The organism is Nonomuraea indica, assembly GCF_002850745.1.
Classification (GTDB): domain Bacteria; phylum Actinomycetota; class Actinomycetes; order Streptosporangiales; family Streptosporangiaceae; genus Nonomuraea; species Nonomuraea indica.
Map to the genome: position 1 here is coordinate 77113 of NZ_KZ559482.1, position 18685 is coordinate 95797.

Consider the following 18685-nt stretch of genomic DNA (forward strand, 5'->3'; position numbering starts at 1 on the left):
TCCTCCGCTGGGGTGGGGACGAAGGAGTGCTCAGCGGGAGCGGCGGAGTGCGCCGCTCCCGTCGTTCCATGCGCGCGCTGCCCGAACGTAACGAGCCAGGCTCACCTTGAGAAGGCCCATAAATCAGGAAATTTCGGGTTAAGCGACCTTCGCGGAGGGCGCGGCCCACGTGTTGCACGAGCCCGGGTCACCCGTCGCGTACCCGGCCCTGAGCCACGCCTTGATGCTGGACGTCTTGCCGTACCAGCGGCCCTCTCCCTTGCTGTCGCCCTGCATGAAGCCGACGAGCCGCCGCCAGTCCCTGGAGTGCCTGCCGTCCAGCGGCCAGACGCTCTTGAGGAAGGCGCCACCCAGGCAGTCGGTCTGCAGGTTCCGCCGCCGCGCCTGCTCCATGTCCTCGGACTTGCCGCGGTACGACATGTTCTCGAACGCGGTGTTGATGCCGACGAGGTTCTGCACGTGCAGGCCGTACATCGACGAGCCCACGTAGGCCAGCCACAGGCTGTCCGCGTCGCTCAGCCACGACCTGCCGAGCTGGATCATGAGAGTGTTGTTGCCCGCGCAGTAGTAGGCCTGCGAGTTGTAGTCGCCCGTGGTGAATCCACACCACTTCTTGGGCGTTTTGGCGACGTGCTTCACGCGGATCTTCTTGAACGGCAGCCCGGCCCCGGTGAGGTGCTGCTCCCAGGTGTTGTCGAGGCATTCCACAATGCCGTCGAGGTAGGCCCTGGCCGAGGCGCGGTCATTGGCCTTGATTTTCTTTTCCGCGCAGGTGGTGGCGGGCAGGGCACCCGCCTCGTACAGCGCGTTCTTCGTCAGGGTGGCGTCCTTGACGGGATAAGCGGTCTGCGCCGCGGCCGCGCCCGCACTCGCGAGGGGGATCAGTGCGGCGGAGGCCAGCACCGCGAAATGGCGGATTCTCATGAGCCGCGACGATAAGGCCATGATCAGACAAACTGCAACTCGCTTGTTCCGCGTCACCGAACGTCACGCCACGGCGGCGATCAGGAGCCTTTTCCGGCCCGGTCGCCATTCACGGTGGCGGGGCCCGGCAAGGGTGCGTAACGTACCGTCGGTGGATCTCTCCCGGAAACAGCTGACATGACCATGGCCCATGTCTTCGTCAACGTCCTGCTCAGCCTGACCGTCGCCGCCGTGCTGATCGTGGGCGTCGTACTCATGGTGCGCGGCCGCAGGGAGCACGGCAGGGCGGCCGTGCTGGGCCTGTGGGGCTGCGTGGTGCTGCTGGCGGGCATCGTCCTGGGCGTCGTGCGCGGCTACGCCCTGCCCTTTCTGGCCGACGCCCTGGGCATGCAGTCCCTCTCGATCGTCCTCGTGGTGGAGAGCGCGCTTCAGACGTTGCTCACCGTCGTCGGCACCGGGCTGCTGATCTGGGCCGTGATCGCCCGCCGGCCGCCCGCCCGTGATCCGCGGCAGCCCGCCTGGCAGCCTCCGCCGCCCCCGCCCCCGTATCAGCAGCCCCGCCAGCCGCCGCAGCCTCCCGGCCACTGACATCCGCTCCGGCCACCCTCCTGGCCGCCCCCGCGATCACGCGCGGGTGAAGTCCATCGTCCAGTTGGTCTCCCAGGTGCGCTCACCGTCCACCGAGAACGCCTGCTCCCACCGGCAGGAGTCCGGCCCGTGCACCGTCCAGACGAACCGGCAGCGCACCGGCGTGCCCTCGTGGGAGTCGTCGGCGTAGAACTCGCCCCTCGGCCCGTCGAAGCGGCCGACCATCGGCGGCAGGTCGAGCACGCCCCGCGCGCTGTTCGCCCAGTAGATCGACCACAGCTCGGTGGCCGAGTCGTAGAGGCGCAGGGTCAGCCCGGAGAAGCCCTTGGTCGGGAAGACGATCTCGTCAAAGTTCGCCGCCCCGTCGAAGTGCCGGGTGCTGACCGTGCTGCCGGGGAACTCGTCCCACACGTCACTGCCGGACAGCGGCTTGACGAGCCTGCGGTTGGCGACGTTCCAGGCGCCGTCGAAGAAGTCGAAGTCGTTCATGGAGAGACCGTAGGCGTGGGTCACTGACAGGTAGTGTCAGTGGAATGCGCGCTTCCCGGCTCGTCTCGATCCTCCTGCTGCTGCAGACGCGCGGGCGCATGACCGCCCGGGAGCTCGCCGACCGGCTGGAGGTCTCGGTGCGGACGATCTACCGCGACGTCGAGTCCCTCCACTCCGCGGGCATCCCCCTGTACGGCGACGCCGGACCGAACGGCGGCTACCAGCTGCTCGACGGCTACCGCACCAGGCTGACCGGGCTGACGAGCGACGAGGCGGAGTCGCTGTTCCTGGCCGGGCTGCCGGGCCCGGCAGCCGAGCTGGGCCTCGGCGCGGTGGTGACCGCCGCCCAGCTCAAGCTGATGGCCGCGCTGCCCGTGGAGCTGCGCGACCGGGCCGGCCGCGTCCGGGAGCGGTTCCATCTGGACGCCCCCACCTGGTACCGCGACCAGGACCCGGCCACCCACCTGCCCGCCGTGGCCGACGCCGTGTGGAACGAGCGGGTCATCCAGGTGAGATACCGCCGCTGGCGGGCGCCGCAGGAGGTGGAGCGGCGGCTGGAGCCGTACGGGCTGGTCGTCAAGGCGGGCCGCTGGTATCTGGTCGCGCGGTCCGGTGACCGGGTGAGCACCTACCGGGTCTCCCAGATCCTCGCCCTGCACCCGCTGCCCGAGCACTTCACCCGGCCCGCCGGGTTCGACCTGGCAGCCTACTGGCAGGCCTATCTGGCCGAGTTCGAGGAGCGGCTGCGCCGGGGCGAGGCGGTGGTGCGGCTTTCGCCGCGCGGGCTGGAGCTGCTCGGCAACCTCATGACACCGGGTGTGGTGGCCGCCGCCGGGACGAGCGCGGAGCCGCCCGACGCCGACGGCTGGACCACGGTCACCGTGCCGATCGAGTCCGTCGGCCACGCCACGGGCGAGTTCCTGCGGCTGGGCGCCGAGGTCGAGGTGCTCGCGCCCCACGAGCTGCGGCGCGCGGTCGCGGACACGGCCGCCGCGGTGGCCCGCCGGCACGGCGGTGACGCTAGTCCGCCTGCCGGCGCATGACGTGGAAGCGCCGGGTGATGCCGTAACCCGCCCGCGCGTACAGGTGGCCCGCCGAGCTGGTCTCCCCCGTCCACAGGAACCACGACGAGTGCAGCCCCTCGGCGCGCATCATCGTCATGGTGAGGTGGAGCAGGATCTTGCCCAGCCCGGAGCCGCGCTCCGCCTGATCGACCCCGAACGGCCCGAACCGCTCAGGAATCCCGCGATAGGCCCCGTAGGCGGCAAATCCCACTATGCGGTCCTTTTTCGCGATGATGAGCCGGTCGGGGTTCGGATGCCGCCTGATCGCCTCGCCCCAGTCCGGGCTGAACGCGCCCGCCGCGAACCTGACCAGCTCCGGCAGTTCCCCGTCCAGCGGCGCGCGGAAGGCGTACCCCTCGCCCTCCCGCCTGGCCCGCAGCTCGTGCACGCCGTCCGGCGGCAGGTAGCCGACGAGCGTGCGGTCCATGGCGACGGGCGAGTACAGCCGCTCGAACCCCGCCCGGCGCAACAGCCCCAACCCGTCCGGGTACAGCTGCGGATCGACGCCCGGCAGCACGTAGTGCGGCGTGTAGCAGGCGAAGTCCACCCGGGTCCGGCCCTGCGCCGCCAGGAACGCCACCGCCTCCTCCAGCAGCCGCAGCCCCAGCCCGTTGCCCCGGTGCTCCGGCACGACGAAGAAGAACGGGATCCAGCCGGTCTCCGGATCCAGGCCGGCGCCGGGCGCGATCGGGACCAGCCTGCGCACCGCGTACGCGCATCCGGCCACCCGCCCGTTCACGACGGCCACCCGCAGCCCCTCGGGATCGAAGTTCGGATCGAGCAGCACGCACTCGCGCAGCCAGGCACGGGTGGTGGGGTCGGCCGGCATGCTGCGGTTCCAGCCTTCGACCAGGGACGCCTCGTCACCCGAGACGAACCCGCGGACGATGAGGTCCTCCTGCTGGCATGGGTCCATGGGCCAACCCTCGCAGAAAGATCATCGTTGCCCCAACCTCGCGTTACGAGTCCGTGATCTCACCGATGGCCGGTTCTGGTCCGGATGCAACCGCTCGGCGGCGGTGTCCGGAAGAATGACCAGGAAAAGCGCGATAGGGGACGTCCGCGTGGAGGAGATCGGCCCGGTCACCACCGGGGAGGAGCCAGGGTACGGCATCGGCGCCGTGTCCCGGCTGCTCGGCGTGCCCGCGCCCACGCTGCGCACCTGGAACCTCCGCTACGGCATCGGCCCGAGCCGCCGCAGCCCCGGCGGGCACCGCCGCTACGACCGGGCCGACCTGGCGCGCCTGGAGGAGATGAACCGGCTCATCCACGCGGGCGTCCCGCCCGCCGACGCCGCCCGCCAGGCCCTGCGCCTCACCGTCCCCTCCGAAACCGCACCCTCCCGCACCGAAGCCACCCCGCCGGGAGCCCTCTCACCCGCAACCACCCCGCCCGGAACCACCCCGACCGAAACCACGCCGACCGGAACCACCCCGCCGAAAACCCCGGCAGCCCAAACCACCCCGCACAGAGCCACTACCCCGGCCACCGCCTCCCCCCAGCCGGCCCCGTCCGGGCTCGTCCGGGCCGGGCGCGGCGAGCTCGGGCCGCACGTGCCGTCGGCGGCGATGCTGGCCCGCTCCGCGCACGCCCTCGACGGCCGGGCCGTGGCCGACGGCCTCGCCGCCGCCCTGACCCGGCTCGGCGTCGCGGGCACCTGGGACCGCCTGGTCCGCCCGGTCTTCGCGACGATCTGCCGCCGGCAGGAGGAGACCGGCGCCGGAGTCGAGGTCGAGCACCTGTTCTCCGACCGGCTGCTGGCGGCCCTGCTGCCCCTGGCGGCCCGACCGGAGCGCCCGGTGAACCAGCGCCCGGTCCTGCTGGCCTGCGCCGAGGACGAGCAGCACAGCCTGCCCGTCCACGCGCTCGCCGCCGTGCTGGCCGGCGAGCGCGACGTGGACTGCCGCGTGCTGGGCGCCCGCACCCCGTACCCGGCGCTGGCGGACGCGATGCGCCGCCTCGGGCCCGCGGTCGTCTTCGTCTGGTCGCAGCGTGCTGCCACCGGCGACCCCGCGCCCCTCGCCGCGCTGCCGGTCTCGCGGCCGCCCGCCCGGATCGTCGTCGGCGGCCCCGGCTGGGGTCCCGGCCTGCCGCCCAAGGTCGTCAGGGTGGACTCGCTGCCGGATGCCGTCGCCCGGATCGTCGCGACACTCCACTGATCTCCCTGTCCATGGTTGCCCGTTTTCGCACGAAGAGGGTTGAATAAGTTTTGAAGAGGTTATCCGTGGAAGGAGAGGGCGATGGAATCGCTCGCCGAGTGCTATCGCACCCATGCTTCGCTGGTCCGCTCGTACCTGAGGCGTCTCGTCCCGCCCGCGGACATCGACGACATGACCCAGGTCGTCTTCCTGGAGTTCTGGCAGTCCCGGCACCGCTACGACCCGGCGCGCAGCCTGGAGGCCTGGCTGCTGGGCATCGCGCGCAAACGCGCCGTGGACCACCTGCGTGCCCGCCGCCCGGTCACCGTCCCGCTGGAGGCCGTCGGGGAGCCCACCGGCGAGGACGGCCGGGCCGACAGCGACGGCCTGGCCCGTCGCGACCTGGTCCACCGGGCGCTGGCCGAGCTGCCCGCCGCCCAGCGGCAGGCGATCGAGCTGGCCTACTACGGCCAGCTCACCCAGCGCGAGATCTCCGAACGGCTGCGCGTGCCGCTGGGCACGGTCAAGGCCCGGACCGCCCGCGGTCTGCAGCGGCTCTCCGGCCTGCTGGAGCCGGCATGACCAGGCCCAGGGTGGCGGTGTCGAGCTGCCTCATCGGCGAGCCCGTGCGCTACAACGGCGGCCACAGCCGCGACCGCTTCCTGTCCGGCCCGCTCGACCCGTACGTCGACTGGGTGCCGATCTGCCCCGAGATGGAGGCCGGGCTGGGCACGCCGCGCGAGACGCTGCGCCTGGAGCGCTCCGGCGCGGGACCGCGCCTGATGACCCGCACCACCCGCGCCGACCTCACCGAACGGATGACCGCCCTGGCCGCGGCCCGCGCCGCCTCGCTCGACGTGGACGGCTACGTCTTCAAGTCCCGCAGCCCCACCTGCGGCGTCCACGGCATCCCGCTCTACCCGGGAGCCGACGGACCTCCGATCGACCGGCGCCACCGGGGCGTGTTCGCCGCGCGGGTCATCGACGCGCACCCGTCGCTGCCCGTGGAGGACGAGGGCCGGCTGAACGACGCCGTCCTGCGCGAGGCGTTCGCGGAGCGGATCTTCGCCCACGCCCGGCTGCGCGAGCTGCTGGCCGGCGACTGGCGCCCGCGCGACCTGGTCGGCTTCCACGCCCGGCACAAGATGCAGCTCCTCGCCCACGACCCGGCCGGATACCGCGCGACCGGCGCCCTGGTGGCCCGGGCCGGGGTGCGGCCACGCGCCGAACTGGCCGCGGGCTACGCCGAGGCGTTCCGCGCGGCGCTGTCGAAGAAGACCGGCCCCGGCCGGAACGTCAACGTGCTGCACCACCTGCTGGGCATGGTTTCGCTCGACCGGTCCCGGCGCGACCACCTGCTGGAGGTCATCGAGGCCTACCGGGCCGGTCTGGTGCCGCTGAGCGTGCCGGCGACGCTGCTGCGCCACGACGCCGAGGGCGAGGGAACGGCCGCCGCCTACGTCCGCGCCCAGACCTTCCTCGCCCCGTACCCGGAGGAGCTGCGGCTGCGGCACCACGTCCCCGCGTGACGGACCCCGCCGCCGGGGAACCCGAGGCCCCGCCCGTACGTCCTTCACCCTGTACGCACCACGATCCAGCGGAATGGGGCCACATGCGCAGCGCGCTCTTCGGGAATCTGGACTCCCAGCAGGTGCCCGGCACCTTCGCCCTGCAGAACGCCAAGATGCTCGTCGTCCAGCTGCCTCCCGAGGTGCTCGCCCGCCAGGGCTCCATGGTGGCCTTCCAGGGTCAGATGGACTTCAACTACGAGGGCGGCGGCGTCGGCAGGATGTTCAAGAAGATGGTGACGGGTGAGGGCGCGCCCCTCATGCGCGTCACCGGGCAGGGCAGGCTGTTCCTCGCCGACAACGCCGACGACATCCACCTGTTCTATCTGGAGAACGAGGCGCTGACCGTCAACGGCCGCAACCTGCTGGCCATGGACGCCCACCTCACCTGGGACATCCAGCGGGTGCAGGGGGCGGGCGTCGCGGCGGGCGGCCTGTTCAACATGACGGTCAAGGGCACCGGCTGGGTCGCGGTCACCGCGCACGGCACGCCCGTGCTGCTCGACGCCTCGCAGGCGCCGACCTACGCGGACGGCCAGTCGGCCGTGTGCTGGAGCGCCGGCCTGCACGTGGGCGTCAACCGCACGTTCAAGGCGAGCGCGCTGATCGGCAGGGGCAGCGGCGAGGCCATGCAGCTCGCCTTCCAGGGGCAGGGCTTCGTCCTGGTGCAGGCCAGCGAGGGCCCTCCGGTCATCCCTAGCCAGTGACCCCGAGGCCGCCCGGCTGCGCGGGCGGCGGGGATCACCCGTGAACGACGAAAGCTCGTCCGATCATCACGATCAGACGAGCTTGGTCTGGGCCGTCTCACGAACGGCTCCAGGTGGAGCTATGGGGATTCGAACCCCAGACCTCCTCCATGCCATGGAGGCGCGCTACCAACTGCGCCATAGCCCCTGGTCACCGCTCCGAGTCCGCTCGAAGACGGCGCTCGGGAAGCATATAGCCATCCGGAGGAATCACCTAATCGGCAGGAACGCCGCGGCTCGTACGGCCGAGACCGTACGGGCGCGCGTCAGACCTGCGTCTCCGGGCGGTCGTCGCTGCTGACCGGCTCCGGCAGCGTGCCCGCGTTGTGCTCCAGCAGGCGCCAGCCCTTGCGGCCCTCCTGCAGCACCGACCACGAGCAGTTGCCGAGCCCGCCCAGGGCGGGCCAGAGCTCCTCGGGCAGGCCGAGCAGCTCGCAGATGCCGAGCCGCAGCGCGGCGCCGTGCGAGACCACGACGAGCAGGCCGTCGTCGTCGAGCTCGGCCGCCCAGCGGCGCATCGCGGCGGCGACCCGCGCGGCGACGTCGCCGACCGGCTCGCCGTCGGGCGCGTCCCACGCCACGTACTCCTCGGGCCAGCGGGCGGCGATCTCGTCGCGGGTGAGCCCCTCCCACTGCCCGCCGCCCCGCTCGCGGAAGGCCTTGTCGACGGCCACGTCCAGGCCGACGATCCGGCCGAGCGCGAGCGCGGTGTCGTTGGCGCGCTGCAGGTCGGAGGAGACGATGAGCGTCGGGCGCAAGGACGCCAGCAGTGAGGCCGCCCTGGCCGCCTGGGCCACGCCGGTCTCGTCCAGGGGGATGTCGGAATGGCCCTGGAACCTGTGCTCGACGTTCCACAACGTCTGCCCGTGCCGGAGGCAGACCATCCGCTTGCTCAAGTGCGCGCTCGCTGCATGTTGGCCTGCAGCACGCTCTCCGGCAGGCCGATCGCCGGGCAGTCCTTCCACAGCCGCTCCAGGGCGTAGAAGGTGCGGTCCTCCTCGTGCTGGACGTGCACGACGATGTCGAGGTAGTCGAGGAGCACCCAGCGCCCCTCCCGCTCGCCCTCGCGGCGCACCGGCTTGGCGTCGGCCTCGGTGCGCAGCCGGTCCTCGATCTCGTCGACGATGGCACGGACCTGGCGGTCGTTGGTGGCGGAGCAGAGCAGGAAGGCGTCGGTGATGACGAGCTGCTCGCTCACGTCGTAGGCGAGGATGTCATCGGCCAGCTTGTCCGCCGCGGCCTCGGCGGCGATCCGGACGAGCTGGACGGCTCTCTCAGATGCGGTCACGGTGCGGGTCGGTCCTCCTGTGTCGGCAGTATGCCCAACCTTGAGCCTACCCGTTTCCGCCGGCGCTCCTCCGATTCGCGGTACAGGCCGCGCTTGTTGATGTACTGCACGATGCCGTCGGGCACCAGGTACCAGATCGGCTCGCCCATGGCCACGCGCTGCCTGCACTCCGAGGAGGAGATGGCCAGCGCCGGGATCTCCAGCAGCGTGACCTTGCCCTCGGGCAGTCCGGGGTCGTGCAGCGGATGGCCGGGCCGGGTGCACCCGACGAAGTGGGCCAGCTCGAACAGCAGGTCGGCGTTCTGCCAGGTGAGGATGGCGCCGAGGGCGTCGGCACCGGTGATGAAGTACAGCTCCGTGCCGGGGCCGTGGATCCGGGCGATGTCGCGCAGGGTGTCGATGGTGAACGTCGGACCGGGCCGGTCGATGTCCACCCGGCTCACCGAGAAGCGAGGGTTGGAGGCGGTCGCGATCACCGTCATCAGGTAGCGGTCCTCGGCCGCCGACACCTCCTGCTCCGACTTCTGGTACGGCCGTCCCGTCGGCACGAAGACGACCTCGTCGAGCTGGAAGTGGTGGGCCACCTCGCTGGCGGCCACCAGGTGACCGTGATGGATGGGGTCGAACGTGCCGCCCATGACACCCACACGCCGTTTCCCATCGACACCTGGGGCATTCATCATGAAACGGACCTTACGCGGAGGGCGTATCCCGCCCGATGGCACCCCCCTTCGCGATGCCCGCGCATCCCTCCCGATGCGGACGTAGCATGCCGGGCATGACGACCACCCCGGACCGCAACCGCGTCCAACTGCCCGGCATCTCGTCCCGTGCCTACGAACACCCCGCAGACCGGTCCGCCCTGGTCGCTCTGCGTAAGTTGAGTGGGTTCGACACGGTTCTCAAGCAGATGTCCGGCCTCGTCAGCGAGCGACGGTTGCGCCTGATGTACCTCGCGTCGGCCGTGCGCGTGAGCGAGACCCAGTTCCGCTCCCTCTACGACATGGGACGCGACGCCGCGTACACGCTCGACCTGCACCGCATTCCCGAGATCTACGTCCAGCAGGACCCGCAGGTGCAGGCCAAGGCCATCGGCTTCGACGATCCGTTCATCGTCGTGACCACCGGTCTGCTCAACCTGATGAACCAGGAGGAGCAGCGCTTCGTCATCGGCCACGAGACCTCGCACATCCTGTCGGGACACGCGGTCTACCGGACGATGCTCGACATCCTCACGCGTCTCGCCTCCCGCGTCGCCTGGATCCCGCTCGGCTACATCGGCCTGCGGGCCATCGTGGCCGGCCTGGAGGAGTGGTACCGCAAGTCGGAGCTGTCGTCCGACCGCGGCGGCCTGCTCACCGGCCAGGACCCGGAGGCGGCCAAGCGCGCGCTGATGAAGCTCGCCGGGGGCGACTACACCCACGAGATGAACATCGAGGCCTTCCTCGAGCAGTACAACGAGTACGACACCGCGGGCGACCTCCGCGACGGCTTCCTCAAGGTCCTCAACCTGCTCGGCACCACCCACCCGTTCGCCGTGGTGCGCGTGGCCGAGCTCGACAAGTGGCAGCGCGGCGGCGAGTACGACCGCATCCTGGCCGGCGACTACCCGCGCCGCGAGGACGACGCCAACGCCAGGGTCACCGACGAGGTCAAGGCGGCGGCGGAGTCCTACCGCGCGTCCTGGTCGCAGTCGCAGGACCCGTTCATCGGCGTGCTGCGCGACGTGGCCGAGGGCGCCGTCAACGCGGGCGAGCGCATCTTCAACCGCTTCTCGCGCCGCGACGGCCAGGGCTGACCCGCCGGCCGGAGGGCGGCGTGCCCCCGGTCAGAGCAGCAGGGCGATGGCGCGCACGGCGGCCGCGCACAGGGCGACGAACCCGCCCAGCACGGCCAGTGCGCGCAGCCCCTCCCTGCGTAGTTCCGGCAGCCGGGCGCCGACCCGCTCGATCTCGCGGCCGGTGATCCCGCCGCACAACATGCCGAACACCACGCCCGCGGCGGTCACCGGCGCGGGCTGCTGCCACCAGTCGGAGTGGATCTCGCCGCCCCCGGTGAGCCAGAGCGCCCCACCCGCCGCCACCGCGACGGGCACGCCCGGCCAGACCACCGCGCTCGCGGCCGACCCGGTCAGCGCGAACGGGAAGAGCAGCACCCGCAGCGCGATCCTCCACCGCCGCGACGGGCGCTTCCTGACCAGCCAGTGACTCGTCCAGATGGTCCGGGTCAGCACCACGAACACCGTCGTGATGCCGATCGAGGCGATCGGCCACATCACCGAGGCCACCACGCACGGCACGGCCAGCACGGCCAGCAGCAACAGCGCGGCGCTGCCGGCCGGCAACCCGCCGGCGCCCTGCTCGGCCCCCTTGCCGGTGGCGCGCCCGCCGCGCGCCCGCGCCGCCGCGGCCCGCGCCCGGACCCGCGCCGCTCCCTCGACCGCACGGGCCCGCGCCCTGGCGTCCGTACGGCCACGCGGCGCCGGCACCGCGACGCCCTCCGCCGCGGAACGGGCCCTCGCCCCCTCCACGCCGGAGCGGACCCGTGCGCCGTCCACCGCGGAGCGGGCCCGCGCCCCCTCGCCGGTGGCGCGGCCACGCCCCGGCTCGGTCACGGCCCGGCTCCTCGCGCTCTCCGCGCTCGTCCGGCCGCGCACGTTCTCGCCGCCGGATCGGCCGCGCGTCACGTCAGCTGCGGCCCGGCTCCGCGGCGCGGGCACCTCGCCCTCGCCGCCCTGCCGCCGGGCGCCGCCGTCCGCGCCGGTCGTACGGCCACGGGGATCGGTGTCCCCGCCGCCCATCGCGCGCCCACGCCCGGCGCCGTCCGTGCCCGCGGCCCCGCGACCGCGTCCGGTGCCCTCGGCCCCGGTCTCACGCCCGCGACCCTCCACACCGGCACCCCGGCTCCGCGCCGGCCCGTCAGCGCCACCGGCCCCCGCGCCGCGCCCGCGGCCCGCTCCGTCCGCGCCACCGGCTCCGGCGACTCGCCCAGGGGCGGCCCCCTCGGCGCCGCCGGCCCCGGCGCCCCGGACGCGCGCCGGGCCCTCGGCCCCTCCAGGACCGGTGGCCCGCCCTCGCGCGGCAGCCTCGGAACCCCCCGCACCGGCGCCCCGGCCACGCACCGCGCCGTCCGCGCCACCACCCGCACCCCGGCCACGCAGCGCGCCGTCCGTGCCACCACTCGCGCCCCGGCCACGCACCGGGCCGTCAGCGCCGCCCACGATCCGCCCGCGTGCGGCCGGGTCCGCCGCGCGGCCGCGGGGATCGGTGTCCCCGCCCGACCGGCCCCGGACGGCCCCCTCGGCCGCCGAACGCCCGCGCGTCAGGGCGTCGCCGCCCGGCCTGGGCCGCGGCCCGGAGCCCCGGCCGTCCTCCGGCGGCGCCTTGCGCGGCGCGGGCAGCTTGGCATCCTCACCGCCACGCCCGCGCGCCTCGCCCGGACGGCCACGCGCCTCACCGGCCCGCCCCCGGGCCTCCCCCGGACGGTCACGCGCATCCTCCGCGACCGGCGCGGCGAGCAGCCCGGCGGGCGAGGCCGTGATGTCGGGCACCCCGGTCGCCTTGGCCAGCCGCGACAGGCGGTCGGCCAGCAGCGCCGCCGTGGGCCGCTTGGCCGGTTCGCGGTTGAGCGCCGCCCGCACCAGCGGCAGCAGCGCCACCGGCACGCCCTTGAGGTCGGCCTGCCCGTTCAGCACCGCGTACATCTGCGCCTCGGCCGTCCCCCGCCCGAACGCGGGCCGTCCCGTCGCCGCGAACGCCACCGTCGCGGCCCAGGCGTGGATGTCGGCCGGAGAGTCCACCTGCTCGTCGGCGAAGATCTCCGGCGCGGTGTAGCCGGGCGTGCCGAGGAACGTGCCGGTCATGGTCAGCCGGGTCGCGTCGAGCACTTGGGCGATGCCGAAGTCGATGAGCACGGGGCCGTCGGCGCCCATGATGATGTTGGCCGGCTTCAGGTCGCGGTGGACGACACCGGCCGCGTGGATGATGGCCAGCGCGGCGGCGATGCCCTGCGCGAGCTGCACGAGCCGCGGCAGGTCGAGCGGCCCGTCCTGGCGGACGAGGTCGAGCAGCGTGACGCCCTCGATGTTCTCCATCACCAGGTAGGGGCGGTCGCAGTCGAGGTCGGCGTCGAGCACCTTGGCCACGTACGGGCTCTCCACCCGCCGGAGCGCCCGAACTTCGCGCTCAAGCCGAATACGGGAGGAATCATCCTGGGTGAGCTCATGCAGGACCTTGAGCGCGACTCGTTCGCCGCGCCGGGAGCTGGCGAGGTAGACCTCGCCCATGCCGCCCCGGCCGAGCCGCTCGAGCAAGGCGTACGGCCCGACCTTGCCGAGCTTGCTCACCGTCCCTCCCTGCTCGGCGTGCCCATAAGGGGCACAACCCTAGCGGCACGGAGGCCCGTGGTGTCCGAGGCGCGCCGAAGCTTTATCGGCGGGTGTGTTCGGACAGCATGGTGTCCAGCCGGGTCGTGGGCTCCAGCGAAAGGTCGCGACGGCCCGTCCTGCGCCAGCGGACATGGCCGCGGCTCTCCAGCCAGAGCAGCAGGCGGTCGGCACCGAACAGCACGGCGGCCGCGGAGGCCAGGGCGATGACGATCTCCATGTGTCCAGCCAAGCGGGACCCCGGCGGGCCGGGCACGCCGACACGCCGGGGTCTGCCGTAATCGGTCAGCGCGCTGACCCGGCGATGACCGTGCCGTCGGACGTGCGCAGGTGCCCCTCGCCGGTGTAGACCCACTTGGTGGAGGTCAGCTCCGGCAGCCCCATCGGCCCACGGGCGTGCAGCTTCTGCGTCGAGATGCCGATCTCGGCGCCGAACCCGAACTCGCCCCCGTCGGTGAACCTGGTCGAGGCGTTGACCGCCACGGCCGCCGAGTCGACCAGCGACACGAACCTGCGGGCCGCCTGCTGCGACCGGGTGACGATCGCGTCGGTGTGGCCGGAGCCGTACCTCCTGATGTGCGCCACGGCGTCCTCCAGCGAGTCCACCACGGCGGCGGCGATGTCGAGGGAGAGGTATTCGGCGAGGTAGTCGTCCTCGGTGACGGGCACGACACCGTCGCCGTGGCCGGCGATGCGCTCGTCGCCGTGCACGGTCACGCCCGCCTCCCTGAGTGCCGCCAGCGCCTTGGGCACGAACCGGTCGGCCACACCGGCGTGCACCAGGAACGTCTCGGCCGCGTTGCACACCGACGGCCGCTGTGCCTTGGCGTTGACCAGGATCTCGACGGCCAGGTCCACGTCCGCCTCGGCGTCGACGTACACGTGGCAGTTGCCGACCCCGGTCTCGATGACCGGCACGGTCGACTCCTCGACCACCGAGTTGATCAGGGAGGCGCCGCCGCGCGGGATCAGCACGTCCACCAGCCCGCGCGCCCGCATCAGCTCCTTGACCGAGTCGCGGGTGAGCCCCGGCACGAGCTGCACGGCGCCCGCGGGCACGTCGGTCGCGGCGAGCGCCTCCTGCATGATGCGGACGAGCGCGGTGTTGGAGGAGTAGGCGCTGGACGAGCCGCGCAGCAGCACCGCGTTGCCGCTCTTGAGGCACAGCGCCGCGGCGTCGACGGTGACGTTGGGGCGGCCTTCGTAGATGATGCCGATCACGCCGAGCGGCACCCGGAGCTGGCGCAGCTCCAGGCCGTTGGGCAGCGTGCCGCCGCGCACCACCTCGCCGACCGGGTCGGGCAGGTCGGCCACCTGCCGTACGGCCTCGGCGATGGCGGCGATCCGGCCCTCGTCGAGCCGCAGCCGGTCGATCATCGCCTCGGCCGTGCCCTGCGCGCGGGCCTGCTCGACGTCCTTGGCGTTGGCCTCGATGATCTCGGCGGCGCTCGCCACCAGGGCGTCGGCGACGGCGCGCAACGCCCGGTCCTTGGGCGCCCGCGGCAGCGGGGCCAGCTCGGCGGTGGCCTCTCGTGCCGCACGGGCGACCTTCAGGAACTCCTCGGACATCACACGCTCCTCGTTGTCGTGCCGCTCGCGGAGCGACGTCTCTCGCCGCCCCACCCACCACCACCCCGGCCACCGGGACGTCGCGGAAGGCGACGGCCCGCGACGGGACCCCCAGGCTCCGCCCGAGGCGACGACCCGGAGAGGCCGCACGCCCGAGCCCGCGACCGGCAGCACCCTCCATCCGGAGGAACCGCGTGCCCGGGCCCCCGACCGGGAGAACCGGAGGAACGCCCGACCCCCCGACCGGAAGGACCGGAGGAACCTCGCGCCCGACCCTCCGACCGGAAGGACCGGACGCACCTCGCGCCCGAGCCCCCGACCGGGAGAACCGGACAAACCGTCGCACGGCCGAGCCCGGCGAACCCGACCCACGTCGTGAGCCGCCCCTGGGCACGGCCCGCCACGCGGCCCCGCCGCACCCCGGGGGACGCGGCGGAGTCAGCTGTGGGCTTCCAGTATGACGATGTCGTCGCGATGGATCAGCTCACGTTCATATTCCGGACCGAGCTCGCTCGCCAGGTCGCGGGTGGACCGCCCCAGCAGCCCCGGGATCTCCACCGCGTCGAAGTTGACCAGCCCTCGCGCCACGACCGCGCCCCTCGGCCCGCACAGGTCCACCGGGTCGCCGGCCGCGAACTCGCCCTCGACCGAGGTCACCCCCGCGGGCAGCAACGACTTGCGGCGGCTGACGATCGCCTCGACCGCGCCGTCGTCCAGGTGCAGCCGTCCGCGCCCCGTCGTCGCGTGCGCCAGCCACAGCAGCCGGGTGCCCGGGTGGCGGCCTCCCGGATGGAAGTAGGTGCCCACGTCGGCCCCGGCGAGCGCCTGCGCGGCGTGCGCGGCGGCGGTCAGCACGACGGGCACGCCGGCCCCGGTGGCGATCCGCGCGGCCTGGACCTTGGTCACCATGCCGCCCGTGCCGACCGCCGCGCCGTTGCGGCCCAGCTCGACGCCTTCGAGGTCCTCGGGGCCGCGGATCTCGGCCAGCCGCCGCGAGCCGCTGCGGCTCGGCGGCCCGTCGTACAGGGCGTCGACGTCGGACAGCAGCACCAGGGCGTCGGCGTGGATGAGATGGGTGACCAGCGCGGCGAGCCGGTCGTTGTCGCCGAAGCGGATCTCGTCGGTGGCGACCGTGTCGTTCTCGTTGACGATCGGCATGATGCCGAGCTCCAGCAGCCGGTTGAGGGTCCGCTGGGCGTTGGCGTGGTGGGCACGGCGCATCATGTCGTCGGCGGTGAGCAGCACCTGGCCGACGCGCAGGCCGTACCTGGCGAAGGAGGAGGTGTAGCGGGCGACGAGCACGCCCTGGCCGACGGACGCGGCGGCCTGCTGGGTGGCGAGGTCGCGCGGCCGGGTGGTCAGCCCGAGAGGGCCGAGCCCCGCGGCGATGGCGCCGGAGGAGACCAGCACGATCTGCGTGCCGGCCAGCCGGCGCGCCGCCAGGACGTCGACCAGCGCGTCCACCCGGTCGACGTCGATCACGCCCTGAGGTGTGGTGAGCGAGGACGAGCCGACCTTGACGACGACCTTCGACGCTGCGCTGATCCGTTGCCGCACGACCGAAACCCTACTCCTCTTCCTATCCCAGCCGGCTGTCGGTGCCGCGCGGCCCCTGGTGCACGGACTCGGCGCTCAGCGTCGGCTGCCAGTCGAAGATGTAGCCGTCCTCCATGGAGCCGATGACGACCTCGGCTCCCGCGGTGGCGCCGGCCTTGACCAGCTCCTCCTCGACGCCGAGCCGTTCGAGCCGGTCGGCGAGGTAGCCGACGGCCTCGTCGTTGGTGAAGTCGGTCTGCCTGATCCAGCGTTCGGGCTTCTCGCCGGTGACCTGGAACAGGTTGTCGTTGACCTTCCGCACGGTGAACCCGGACTCGCCGAGCTGCCGGGGCCTGATCACCAGGCGGGTGGGCTCCTCGACCGGCTTGGCGGCCCGCGCCGCGGCCACCCACTCGCCCATCGCGTACGTCAGCTCACGCAGCCCCGCGTGGGTGGCGGCGGAGATCGTGAAAACCTGGAGCCCCCGCTCCTCGAACTCGGGCCTGACCAGCTCGGCCAGTTCCTGCGCGTCGGGCACGTCCGCCTTGTTCAGCACCACCATCCGGGGGCGGCCCTCCAGCTTGCCGTACGCCTGGAGCTCCGCCTCGATCACCTCGAAGTCGGTGACCGGGTCGCGGCCCGGCTCCATGGTGGCGCAGTCGATGACGTGCACCAGCATGTCGCAGCGCTCGACGTGGCGCAGGAACTCGTGCCCGAGACCCTTGCCCTGGGATGCCCCCGGAATCAGCCCCGGCACGTCGGCGACGGTGAACACCGTGTCGCCCGCGGTGACCACGCCGAGGTTGGGGATCAGCGTCGTGAACGGGTAGTCGGCGATCTTTGGCCGGGCGGCGCTCAGCGCGGCGATCAGCGACGACTTGCCCGCGCTGGGGAACCCGACGAGGGCCACGTCGGCGACGCTCTTGAGCTCCAGCATGACGTCGAGCCCGTCGCCCGGCTCGCCGAGCAGCGCGAACCCCGGCGCCTTGCGCTTGGTGCTGGCCAGCGCGGCGTTTCCCAGCCCGCCGTGGCCGCCCTTGGCGATCACGTAGCGGGTGCCCGCTCCGACGAGGTCGACGAGAACCTCGCCGGTCTCGGCGTCCTTGACGACGGTGCCGTTGGGCACCGGCAGCACGACGTCACCGCCGTTGGCGCCGTCACGGTTGGAGCCCTGGCCCTGCTTGCCGTTCTCGGCCTTGCGGTGGGGGCGGCGATGGTAGTCGAGCAGGGTGGCGGTGTTGGGATCCACTTCCAGGATCACGTCGCCACCACGACCGCCGTTGCCGCCGTCGGGCCCGCCGAGCGGCTTGAACTTCTCCCGGTGGACAGAGGCGCAGCCGTTCCCCCCGTCACCGGCCCTGACATGCAGGATGACCTGGTCCACGAAGTCCGGCATGCTCGTCTCTCCTTCGGGCCCCCGCTGGGGCTGTTTCCCTCGTCACGGCCGGAACACCCGGCCCGTGCGGCCCGGTGCTCCCCACGGCCCTCCCGGACCGGCGGCCACGGGGAGCAGCCCCGCCCACACACGGGACACGGACGGTCCGGCAGGCGCACAAACGCCCATAGAACACACAAAGGGGCGGATCGCCACCGATCCACCCCTGTGCTAACGCTTACCGGCGGCGGATTACTCCGCGACCGGGACGATGCTCACGGCCCGACGGCCGCGCTTGAGGCCGAACTGCACGTGACCAGCGGTCAGCGCGAACAGCGTGTCATCGCCACCACGGCCGACGTTGTCGCCGGGGTGGAAGTGGGTGCCACGCTGACGGACGATGATCTCGCCCGCGTTGACCAGCTGGCCGCCGAAGCGCTTGACGCCCAGGCGCTGAGCGTTGGAGTCACGGCCGTTCCGGGTGGACGACGCGCCCTTCTTGTGTGCCATCTCTCTAACTCCCGATCAGGCCTGGTCGATACCGGTGATCTTCACCTGGGTGTACCGCTGGCGGTGACCCTGGCGCTTCTTGTAACCGGTCTTGTTCTTGTACTTGAGGATCCGGATCTTCGGGCCCTTGGTCTCGCCGAGGATCTCGGCGCTCACCGTGAACTTGCCCGCCTCCGTGGTCACATCGCCGTCGTTGACGACGAGCACCGTCGGCAGCGAAATCGAAGAGCCGACCTCGCCGGCGACCTTGTCCACCTCGAGGACGTCACCGACGGAGACCTTCTGCTGCCTGCCGCCGCAACGAACGATCGCGTACACCGCGGAACCCTTCTACTGTCTACTGCTGCGATCTTCGGTCATCCCGGACGGGAGGACCGTTGACTGCCGAGTGCTGCGCCCGCACCCGCATGGTCTGGAACCGACGACCCGAGTGGGCGCGCCAACAGGGCACGTCACCTGACGCACCGGCTCACTAGGTTACCGGATTAACGGTGCCCTAGGCGAAC

20 protein-coding genes and 1 tRNA gene are annotated in these 18685 nt (G+C 72.6%); 7 read left to right on the forward strand and 14 right to left on the reverse strand.

Annotated elements, in window-relative coordinates:
- Positions 1-138: 138 nt before the first annotated feature.
- Entirely contained in the window at positions 139-924 is a 786-nt protein-coding gene (locus CXR44_RS32050; RefSeq protein ID WP_180903805.1) for a neutral zinc metallopeptidase, read from the reverse strand.
- Positions 925-1101: 177 nt separating this feature from the next.
- Here CXR44_RS32050 and CXR44_RS32055 point away from each other — a divergent pair, with 177 nt between their 5' ends.
- Positions 1102-1512: a hypothetical protein gene (locus CXR44_RS32055; protein ID WP_101789891.1), complete on the forward strand. Its 411-nt coding sequence runs from the start codon at positions 1102-1104 to the stop codon at positions 1510-1512.
- 36 nt (positions 1513-1548) lie between these two features.
- Here the strand turns inward: CXR44_RS32055 and CXR44_RS32060 are convergent, their stop codons facing one another.
- Positions 1549-2001: a hypothetical protein gene (locus tag CXR44_RS32060; protein WP_101789925.1), complete on the reverse strand. Its 453-nt coding sequence runs from the start codon at positions 1999-2001 to the stop codon at positions 1549-1551.
- A gap of 44 nt (positions 2002-2045) precedes the next feature.
- On the opposite strand from CXR44_RS32060, the gene CXR44_RS32065 reads away from it, so the two are divergent.
- Positions 2046-3044 (forward strand): helix-turn-helix transcriptional regulator, encoded by a 999-nt coding sequence (locus tag CXR44_RS32065; protein ID WP_101789892.1) that lies wholly within the window; start codon positions 2046-2048, stop codon positions 3042-3044.
- Here CXR44_RS32065 and CXR44_RS32070 read toward each other — a convergent pair.
- A complete protein-coding gene (locus tag CXR44_RS32070) occupies positions 3022-3981 on the reverse strand; it encodes a GNAT family N-acetyltransferase (RefSeq protein ID WP_101789893.1) in 960 nt (319 codons plus the stop codon). The two genes, CXR44_RS32065 and CXR44_RS32070, sit on opposite strands and share 23 nt — an antisense overlap.
- 115 nt (positions 3982-4096) lie before the next feature.
- On the opposite strand from CXR44_RS32070, the gene CXR44_RS32075 reads away from it, so the two are divergent.
- The 4 genes from CXR44_RS32075 (at position 4097) to CXR44_RS32090 (ending at position 7478) form a co-directional block, all read left to right on the forward strand.
- Entirely contained in the window at positions 4097-5224 is a 1128-nt protein-coding gene (locus tag CXR44_RS32075; protein WP_101789894.1) for a MerR family transcriptional regulator, read from the forward strand.
- An 81-nt stretch (positions 5225-5305) separates the two neighbouring features.
- Positions 5306-5785 (forward strand): sigma-70 family RNA polymerase sigma factor, encoded by a 480-nt coding sequence (locus tag CXR44_RS32080; protein ID WP_101789895.1) that lies wholly within the window; start codon positions 5306-5308, stop codon positions 5783-5785.
- Positions 5782-6732: a YbgA family protein gene (locus tag CXR44_RS32085; RefSeq protein ID WP_101789896.1), complete on the forward strand. Its 951-nt coding sequence runs from the start codon at positions 5782-5784 to the stop codon at positions 6730-6732. Before CXR44_RS32080 ends, CXR44_RS32085 begins: the two co-directional genes overlap by 4 nt.
- An 83-nt stretch (positions 6733-6815) precedes the next feature.
- The gene (locus tag CXR44_RS32090; RefSeq protein ID WP_101789897.1) at positions 6816-7478 is read left to right on the forward strand and encodes an AIM24 family protein; all 663 of its coding nucleotides are present in this window, start codon (positions 6816-6818) and stop codon (positions 7476-7478) included.
- Positions 7479-7592: 114 nt separating this feature from the next.
- Here CXR44_RS32090 and CXR44_RS32095 read toward each other — a convergent pair.
- The 4 genes from CXR44_RS32095 to nadD form a co-directional block, all read right to left on the reverse strand.
- A tRNA-Ala gene (locus CXR44_RS32095) sits at positions 7593-7665 on the reverse strand.
- Between the two features lie 118 nt (positions 7666-7783).
- Entirely contained in the window at positions 7784-8413 is a 630-nt protein-coding gene (locus CXR44_RS32100; protein WP_245899654.1) for a histidine phosphatase family protein, read from the reverse strand.
- Positions 8410-8805, reverse strand: a complete 396-nt coding sequence (rsfS, locus tag CXR44_RS32105; protein WP_101789899.1) for a ribosome silencing factor — start codon at positions 8803-8805, stop codon at positions 8410-8412. The genes CXR44_RS32100 and rsfS overlap by 4 nt, the downstream gene beginning before the upstream one ends.
- Complete coding sequence (gene nadD, locus CXR44_RS32110; RefSeq protein ID WP_245899656.1) at positions 8802-9488, reverse strand: nicotinate-nucleotide adenylyltransferase; 687 nt, start codon at positions 9486-9488, stop codon at positions 8802-8804. Before nadD ends, rsfS begins: the two co-directional genes overlap by 4 nt.
- Positions 9489-9574: 86 nt before the next feature.
- Between nadD and CXR44_RS32115 the strand changes: the two genes are divergently transcribed.
- Positions 9575-10603: a M48 family metallopeptidase gene (locus CXR44_RS32115; protein ID WP_180903806.1), complete on the forward strand. Its 1029-nt coding sequence runs from the start codon at positions 9575-9577 to the stop codon at positions 10601-10603.
- 30 nt (positions 10604-10633) lie between these two features.
- Here the strand turns inward: CXR44_RS32115 and CXR44_RS32120 are convergent, their stop codons facing one another.
- From CXR44_RS32120 to rplU, 7 genes are all read right to left on the reverse strand, one after another.
- Positions 10634-13150, reverse strand: a complete 2517-nt coding sequence (locus tag CXR44_RS32120; protein ID WP_245899658.1) for a protein kinase domain-containing protein — start codon at positions 13148-13150, stop codon at positions 10634-10636.
- 82 nt (positions 13151-13232) lie between these two features.
- Positions 13233-13409, reverse strand: a complete 177-nt coding sequence (locus CXR44_RS39785; RefSeq protein ID WP_180903807.1) for a hypothetical protein — start codon at positions 13407-13409, stop codon at positions 13233-13235.
- Positions 13410-13474: 65 nt separating this feature from the next.
- Positions 13475-14758: a glutamate-5-semialdehyde dehydrogenase gene (locus CXR44_RS32125; protein ID WP_101789927.1), complete on the reverse strand. Its 1284-nt coding sequence runs from the start codon at positions 14756-14758 to the stop codon at positions 13475-13477.
- A 438-nt stretch (positions 14759-15196) separates the two neighbouring features.
- Positions 15197-16315 carry a glutamate 5-kinase gene (proB, locus tag CXR44_RS32130; protein WP_219602078.1) on the reverse strand — a complete coding sequence of 373 codons (1119 nt, stop codon included), beginning with the start codon at positions 16313-16315 and terminating at the stop codon, positions 15197-15199.
- Between the two features lie 22 nt (positions 16316-16337).
- Positions 16338-17690: a GTPase ObgE gene (gene obgE, locus CXR44_RS32135; RefSeq protein WP_101789900.1), complete on the reverse strand. Its 1353-nt coding sequence runs from the start codon at positions 17688-17690 to the stop codon at positions 16338-16340.
- A 231-nt stretch (positions 17691-17921) separates the two neighbouring features.
- The gene (rpmA, locus tag CXR44_RS32140; protein ID WP_101789901.1) at positions 17922-18179 is read right to left on the reverse strand and encodes a 50S ribosomal protein L27; all 258 of its coding nucleotides are present in this window, start codon (positions 18177-18179) and stop codon (positions 17922-17924) included.
- Positions 18180-18194: 15 nt separating this feature from the next.
- Positions 18195-18497, reverse strand: a complete 303-nt coding sequence (rplU, locus tag CXR44_RS32145) for a 50S ribosomal protein L21 (RefSeq protein WP_101789902.1) — start codon at positions 18495-18497, stop codon at positions 18195-18197.
- Positions 18498-18685 lie beyond the last annotated feature (188 nt).

Coding starts and splice junctions, on each gene's coding strand:
- CXR44_RS32050 (WP_180903805.1), bottom strand. CDS start 924: ATGAGAATCCGCCATTTCGCGGTGCTGGCCTCCGCCGCACTGATCCCC.
- CXR44_RS32055 (WP_101789891.1), top strand. CDS start 1,102: ATGACCATGGCCCATGTCTTCGTCAACGTCCTGCTCAGCCTGACCGTC.
- CXR44_RS32060 (WP_101789925.1), bottom strand. CDS start 2,001: ATGAACGACTTCGACTTCTTCGACGGCGCCTGGAACGTCGCCAACCGC.
- CXR44_RS32065 (WP_101789892.1), top strand. CDS start 2,046: ATGCGCGCTTCCCGGCTCGTCTCGATCCTCCTGCTGCTGCAGACGCGC.
- CXR44_RS32070 (WP_101789893.1), bottom strand. CDS start 3,981: ATGGACCCATGCCAGCAGGAGGACCTCATCGTCCGCGGGTTCGTCTCG.
- CXR44_RS32075 (WP_101789894.1), top strand. CDS start 4,097: ATGACCAGGAAAAGCGCGATAGGGGACGTCCGCGTGGAGGAGATCGGC.
- CXR44_RS32080 (WP_101789895.1), top strand. CDS start 5,306: ATGGAATCGCTCGCCGAGTGCTATCGCACCCATGCTTCGCTGGTCCGC.
- CXR44_RS32085 (WP_101789896.1), top strand. CDS start 5,782: ATGACCAGGCCCAGGGTGGCGGTGTCGAGCTGCCTCATCGGCGAGCCC.
- CXR44_RS32090 (WP_101789897.1), top strand. CDS start 6,816: ATGCGCAGCGCGCTCTTCGGGAATCTGGACTCCCAGCAGGTGCCCGGC.
- nadD (WP_245899656.1), bottom strand. CDS start 9,488: ATGATGAATGCCCCAGGTGTCGATGGGAAACGGCGTGTGGGTGTCATG.
- CXR44_RS32115 (WP_180903806.1), top strand. CDS start 9,575: ATGCCGGGCATGACGACCACCCCGGACCGCAACCGCGTCCAACTGCCC.
- CXR44_RS39785 (WP_180903807.1), bottom strand. CDS start 13,409: ATGGAGATCGTCATCGCCCTGGCCTCCGCGGCCGCCGTGCTGTTCGGT.
- CXR44_RS32125 (WP_101789927.1), bottom strand. CDS start 14,758: ATGTCCGAGGAGTTCCTGAAGGTCGCCCGTGCGGCACGAGAGGCCACC.
- obgE (WP_101789900.1), bottom strand. CDS start 17,690: ATGCCGGACTTCGTGGACCAGGTCATCCTGCATGTCAGGGCCGGTGAC.
- rpmA (WP_101789901.1), bottom strand. CDS start 18,179: ATGGCACACAAGAAGGGCGCGTCGTCCACCCGGAACGGCCGTGACTCC.